At 51.0% G+C, this 6,000-nt stretch carries 7 protein-coding genes and 2 tRNA genes; all 9 read right to left on the bottom strand.

What is annotated here, in order from left to right:
• Position 1 precedes the first annotated feature (1 nt).
• A tRNA-Val gene (locus WES_RS14280) sits at positions 2-77 on the bottom strand.
• Positions 78-103: 26 nt separating this feature from the next.
• Positions 104-179 (bottom strand) — tRNA-Lys (locus WES_RS14285).
• A gap of 164 nt (positions 180-343) precedes the next feature.
• Positions 344-1,135: a cell division protein CpoB gene (gene cpoB / locus WES_RS14290; protein ID WP_016159055.1), complete on the bottom strand. Its 792-nt coding sequence runs from the start codon at positions 1,133-1,135 to the stop codon at positions 344-346.
• Positions 1,136-1,144: 9 nt separating this feature from the next.
• Positions 1,145-1,666, bottom strand: coding sequence for a peptidoglycan-associated lipoprotein Pal (gene pal, locus WES_RS14295; protein ID WP_010352216.1), 522 nt, complete (start codon positions 1,664-1,666; stop codon positions 1,145-1,147).
• Positions 1,667-1,700: 34 nt separating this feature from the next.
• Entirely contained in the window at positions 1,701-2,993 is a 1,293-nt protein-coding gene (gene tolB / locus WES_RS14300; protein WP_010352214.1) for a Tol-Pal system beta propeller repeat protein TolB, read from the bottom strand.
• A 132-nt stretch (positions 2,994-3,125) separates the two neighbouring features.
• Positions 3,126-4,394: a cell envelope integrity protein TolA gene (tolA, locus tag WES_RS14305; RefSeq protein ID WP_016159056.1), complete on the bottom strand. Its 1,269-nt coding sequence runs from the start codon at positions 4,392-4,394 to the stop codon at positions 3,126-3,128.
• 64 nt (positions 4,395-4,458) lie between these two features.
• Positions 4,459-4,887: a colicin uptake protein TolR gene (gene tolR, locus WES_RS14310; protein WP_000124988.1), complete on the bottom strand. Its 429-nt coding sequence runs from the start codon at positions 4,885-4,887 to the stop codon at positions 4,459-4,461.
• Between the two features lie 3 nt (positions 4,888-4,890).
• Positions 4,891-5,583 (bottom strand): Tol-Pal system protein TolQ, encoded by a 693-nt coding sequence (gene tolQ / locus WES_RS14315; protein WP_000131314.1) that lies wholly within the window; start codon positions 5,581-5,583, stop codon positions 4,891-4,893.
• Positions 5,580-5,984 carry a tol-pal system-associated acyl-CoA thioesterase gene (gene ybgC / locus WES_RS14320; RefSeq protein WP_001098384.1) on the bottom strand — a complete coding sequence of 135 codons (405 nt, stop codon included), beginning with the start codon at positions 5,982-5,984 and terminating at the stop codon, positions 5,580-5,582. Before ybgC ends, tolQ begins: the two co-directional genes overlap by 4 nt.
• Positions 5,985-6,000 lie beyond the last annotated feature (16 nt).

The raw sequence follows: 6,000 nt of genomic DNA, 5'->3' as shown, positions 1-6,000 counted from the left end.
GTGGTGGGTGATGACGGGATCGAACCGCCGACCCCCTCCTTGTAAGGGAGGTGCTCTCCCAGCTGAGCTAATCACCCGATACTACGCTGGATACTACTTAAAGTGGTGGGTCGTGCAGGATTCGAACCTGCGACCAATTGATTAAAAGTCAACTGCTCTACCAACTGAGCTAACGACCCACTTTTGCGTTGCTTTCGGTTTGTTTGATATCCCGTGGCAACGGCGGCATATATTACTGATTTCAGATTTGAGCGCAACAAAAATTTCGATGTAGATCACTCAACTGCTTATGATTCGCACGACACGACCAGAAATAATGCGACTTCTGGTCGTGTGTTATGCATTACATCGCGTTCAGACGTTTTTGCGCCTGTTTAGCGCCATCAGTACCAGGGTATTTACTGATAACCTGCTGGTACACGGCTTTCGCTTTCGCGGTGTCACCTTTATCCTGCATGATGACGCCGACTTTAAACATCGCATCCGCAGCCTTCGGTGACTTCGGATAGTTTTTCACCACCGAAGCAAAATAGTACGCCGCATCATCTTTCTTACCCTTTTTGTAGTTTAACTGACCCAGCCAATAATTGGCGTTTGGCAGGTAAGTTGAATCAGGGTAATTTTTGATGAAATTCTGAAATGCCACCATCGCGTCATCCTGGCGGGATTTATCCTGTACCAGCGCAATAGCTGCATTGTAATCAGTGTTTGCATCGCCGCTTTTCACCGACGCGCCAGCATTCGCAGTACCTGCATCAGCTGTTGGCGTCGTTGATGCCGCAGCACCGCTTTGATCGACGCTGGTTGATTGCGCCGCTGCACCACCGCTGCTGAGGCTATCGATCTGCAACAGGATCTGCTTTTGCCGCTCCACGACCTGATTCAGTTGATACTGATTTTCCTGAATCTGACCACGCAGGGAGTCAATATCGGACTGATTATCAGAGAGTTGTTGCTGGAGTTGGGTTAAAAGCTGGCTGTGAGCATTAGAAATACGCTCAAGTTGAGTGACGCGGTCTTCGACCGAGCCTGAGCCGACACTACTGATTGGTGCCTGAGCAAAAGCGGCCCAGGGGGCCGCTATACCAACCAGTAACGACAGACTCAATAGTTGATGTCTGAAGTTACTGCTCATGCAATTCTCTTAGTAAACCAGTACCGCACGACGGTTTTTGGAATATGCCGCTTCGTCATGACCCAGTACTGCAGGTTTTTCTTTACCGTAAGAAACGATGGAGATCTGGTCTGCAGAAACGCCTTTACCCTGCAGGTACATCTTAACGGCGTTCGCACGACGCTCACCCAGGGAGATGTTGTATTCCGGAGTACCACGTTCGTCCGCGTGACCTTCTACGGTGACTTTGTAAGACGGGTTGCTACGCAGGAAGTTTGCGTGTGCATCCAGCATTTGAGCGAAGTCAGAACGGATATCGTACTTGTCCAGATCGAAGTAAACGATGTTGTTCTGCTGCAGCTGTTGCATTTGCAGACGAGCCTGCTCTTCGGAAGACATATTGCCGTTGCTGCCGTTCGCATCCATACCAGTGCCGGCACCCAGCATGCCTTCGCTGCCGTCATTGCTGGCGTTCTTGTTGGAAGAACATGCCGCAATTGCCATAACAGGCAGAGCAATCATCAGCCCTTTCAGCACTTTGTTCAGTTGCATTTCAATGATTCCTTTACTATTCAATTAATTATTATCACAGATACGGCGACCAGGCAGGGAATTTGACCTGTCCATCAGTTGCCGGAAGACGCGCTTTGAAACGCCCATCTGTAGAAACCAAATTCAGCACGGATCCCATCCCCTGAGAAGAGCTGTAGATTACCATAGTGCCGTTAGGTGCCAGACTTGGCGTTTCATCCAGGAACGTTGACGACAGTACTTGTACGCCTCCCGTTACCAGATCTTGTTTGGCAATGTGCTGCTGCCCACCATTGGAGCTGACCATTACCATAAACTTACCGTCGCTGCTGACATCCGCATCCTGGTTCTGCGAACCTTCCCAGGTAATACGTTGTGGCGCACCGCCGTTGATATTCACTTTATAAACCTGCGGACGACCGGCCTGGTCAGAAGTAAATGCCAGGTTCTGGCTGTCCGGGAACCAGGTCGGTTCGGTGTTGTTGCTGCGACCATCAGTCACCTGACGAATCTGACCAGAAGCCAAATCCATTACGTACAGGTTCAGGCTACCAGTTTTCGACAGAGCGAATGCCAGCTTGCTGCCGTCTGGCGAGAATGCAGGCGCACCGTTATGACGCGGGAATGAAGCCACCTGACGTACAGCGCCATTTGCCAGCGTCTGAATAACCAGCGCGGAACGACCGCTTTCGAAGGTGACATATGCCAGTTTAGAACCATCTGGTGACCACGCCGGAGACATCAGCGGCTGCGGTGAGCGATGAACCACAAACTGGTTGTAACCGTCATAGTCAGATACGCGCAGTTCATACGGGAACTGACCGCCGTTGGTCTGAACAACGTAGGCAATACGGGTACGGAACGCACCTTTAATGCCAGTCAGTTTTTCAAACACTTCATCACTGGCGGTATGACCGGCGTAACGCAGCCATTGCTTGTTAACTTTATATGAGTTCTGAGCAAGTACAGTACCCGGCGCACCGCCGGTATCAACCAGCTGATAAGCAACATTGTAAGAGCCGTCAGGATTTGGAGTGACCTGACCTACAACGACAGCATCAATGCCCAGCGCAGACCATGCAGCAGGTTGAACTTCCTGCGCACTACCCGGCTGCTGTGGCAGACGAGCGCGATCTAACGGATTAAATTTACCGCTGTTACGCAAGTCAGCAGCAACGATGCCACCAATATCTTCGGGTGCCGCGCCAGGCCCTGCCCACTGGAAAGGAACTACACCAATAGGACGACCGGAATCTACACCGCTGTCGATCACAATGCGGACTTCAGCGTGCAGAACTGATGCCCACAGTATGAGAAAACCAAATGCTACTCGTAATGCCTGCTTCATCATATCTCCCTTATCTGGACAGATAGCCCACGATAATTTAGCAGAATGTTAACAAACTCAAATACACAAAACTACCAGAACCCAGCGACAACCGATGTTTGATGTTAACCGCCGTGACGGTCAACATCGCGATTACGGCTTGAAGTCCAATGGTGCGTTTTTGAACACTTCATATACTGCCTGGCTTGGTGGTTTCGGGATCTTCGCAAGTTTAGCTGCTGCCAACGCAGCCTGACAAAGTGCGGGATCGCCACCTTCAGGTTTGATATCCAGTAACATACCATCTGGCGCCAGTTTTATGCGCAGCGTACAGGTTTTGCCTGCATAGGACGATGCGTCATAGAACTTACTTTCGATAGCAGATTTAATCTGCCCGGCATAGTTATTGATATCTGCGCCTGATGCGCCATTGTTTTTAGTATTACCACTCCCGGCAGGCGAAGCATTGTTCCCTTTCGCCCCACCGCCGGTTTTCGGTGCATTCTTACCAGAGCTTAGCTCACCGAAAATATCATCTGCCTCTGCGGCAGCTTTTGCTGCGGCGGCTTTTTCTGCCGCTGCTTTCTTCTCAGCTGCAGCCTTTTCAGCAGCCGCTTTTTCTGCTGCTGCTTTCTTCTCAGCTGCAGCCTTTTCAGCAGCCGCTTTTTCTGCTGCTGCTTTTTTCTCGGCTGCGGCTTTCTCTGCTGCCGCTTTCTTATCAGCAGCCGCTTTTTCTGCCGCTGCTTTCTTCTCAGCTTCGGCCTTCGCTTTTTCAGCAGCTTCGGCTGCCGCTTTTTTTCTCGCTTCTGCTGCGGCTGCTTCTGCCGCTTCCGCTTTCTTCTTCAGCGCCGCAGCTGCTGCCTCGGCTTTTTTCTGTGCCTCAACAGCGGCTTTGGCAGCTTCTGCTTCCGCTTTTTTCTTCGCGTCTGCAGCCGCTTTCTTCGCTGCTTCTGCGGCTGCTTTGGCATCCGCTTCAGCCTTCGCTTTAGCATCTGCTGCCGCTTTCGCTGCCGCCTCTTCCGCTTGCTTCTGCTTTAACTCGGCCTGTTTAGCGGCTTCTTCAGCCTGCTTCTTCTGTTCCTGAGCAGCTAACCGCTCTTTCTCAAGTTGCTTCAGGCGTTCCTGTTCAGCCGCTTGTTTCTCACGCAGTTCTTCAGCTGCCTGCTGTTCCTTCATCTTGCGCTGCTCATCGGAACGCTTCGCGCTTGATTCCTGGCTTTGCATACGCTTGTACTGCTCAACTACCGCACCTGAATCAACCATTACGGCATCGATGGACGAACCACCGCCGCCACCGGCTGAAGCTTCTATATTCTCATCGAACGAACTCCAGATCAGCGCCGCAAATAAGATGACATGCAGCACTGCTGAAATAATTATCGCCCGCTTGAGCTTGTCGTTTTGTTCGGTTGCCTTTGACACTCTCGGTTCCCAAAAACTGTTCGCCTGTTACCCGCTCTCTTTCAAGCAAGGAAAACGCAGATGCTTAGATAGGCTGCGTCATTAAACCAACCGATTTCACACCCGCACTGTGTAACAAGTTCAGTGCTTTAATTATTTCATCGTAAGGCACATCTTTTGCGCCACCGATCAGAAAGACCGTTTTCGGATTAGCCTTGAAACGGCTGGATACTTCCGCCACCACCTGCTCTGGTGGTAAACGCTCCAGGCGATCCTTCTCAACCACCACGGTGTACTGACCAATACCAGATACTTCAACAATCACTGGCGGATTATCGTTGCTACTCACCGCCTGCGATTCAGTGGCGTCCGGCAGATCGACTTCTACGCTCTGGGTGATGATTGGCGCTGTTGCCATAAAGATCAGCAACAGCACCAAAAGCACGTCCAGCAACGGTACGATGTTGATTTCGGACTTGAGATCGCGACGACCTCGTCCACGTACTCTGGCCATGGCTTACCCCTTGTTACTCTCGCTAACGGTAAACGCCTGGCGGTGCAGAATCGCGGTAAACTCTTCCATAAAGTTGTCGTAATTCAGTTCCAGTTTGTTTACGCGCTGGTTGAGGCGGTTGTAGGCCATTACCGCCGGAATTGCGGCGAACAGACCAATTGCCGTCGCAATCAACGCTTCTGCGATACCGGGCGCAACCATTTGCAATGTTGCTTGTTTTACCGCCCCGAGGGCGATAAAGGCGTGCATGATCCCCCAGACCGTACCAAACAGACCAATATACGGGCTGATGGAGCCAACCGTACCGAGGAACGGAATGTGCGTTTCCAGATTTTCAAGTTCACGGTTCATGGAAATACGCATCGCACGCGACGCCCCTTCCACTACGGCTTCCGGCGCATGGCTATTGGCACGATGCAGGCGCACAAATTCTTTGAACCCGCTGTAAAAGATTTGTTCCGAACCAGTCAGATTATCCCGTTTCCCCTGGCTCTCTTGATAGAGGCGAGAGAGTTCGATTCCAGACCAGAATTTATCTTCAAACGCTTCAGCTTCGCGTGCTGCAGCGTTAAGAATACGGGTCCGCTGGATAATAATGGCCCAGGATGCGATTGAAAAACCAATCAAAATCAACATGATAAGTTTAACCAGAAGGCTAGCCTTCAGGAACAAATCAAGGATATTCATGTCAGTCACTGCTTAAACTCCGCGACAATAGACTTGGGAAGCGCACGAGGCTTCATTTTGAGTGGGTCAACGCAAACAACCAGAACCTCAGCTTCATTCAGCAAAGTATTCTCGGCGTTGACAATACGTTGCGTGAAAACCAAAGAGGTGCCACGCATTGATGTTATTTCAGTCTGTATTTCGAGCATATCGTCGAGCCGCGCAGGTGCGTAATATTCCACCGTCATTTTACGTACCACAAAGGCAACGCGTTCAGCCATCAGCGCCTGTTGACTGAAGTGATGGTGACGCAGCATCTCTGTGCGTGCTCTTTCATAAAAAGCGACGTAACTGGCGTGGTACACCACACCACCGGCATCGGTATCTTCATAGTAGACGCGAACCGGCCATCGAAACAGCGTTGTATTCACTTTACATCCCGGTAAT

Source organism: Escherichia sp. KTE31 (assembly GCF_000407925.1).
Taxonomy (GTDB): domain Bacteria; phylum Pseudomonadota; class Gammaproteobacteria; order Enterobacterales; family Enterobacteriaceae; genus Escherichia; species Escherichia ruysiae.
This window is presented reverse-complemented; position numbering and strand designations above follow the sequence as displayed.

Coding starts and splice junctions, on each gene's coding strand:
- cpoB (WP_016159055.1), bottom strand. CDS start 1,135: ATGAGCAGTAACTTCAGACATCAACTATTGAGTCTGTCGTTACTGGTT.
- pal (WP_010352216.1), bottom strand. CDS start 1,666: ATGCAACTGAACAAAGTGCTGAAAGGGCTGATGATTGCTCTGCCTGTT.
- tolB (WP_010352214.1), bottom strand. CDS start 2,993: ATGAAGCAGGCATTACGAGTAGCATTTGGTTTTCTCATACTGTGGGCA.
- tolR (WP_000124988.1), bottom strand. CDS start 4,887: ATGGCCAGAGTACGTGGACGAGGTCGTCGCGATCTCAAGTCCGAAATC.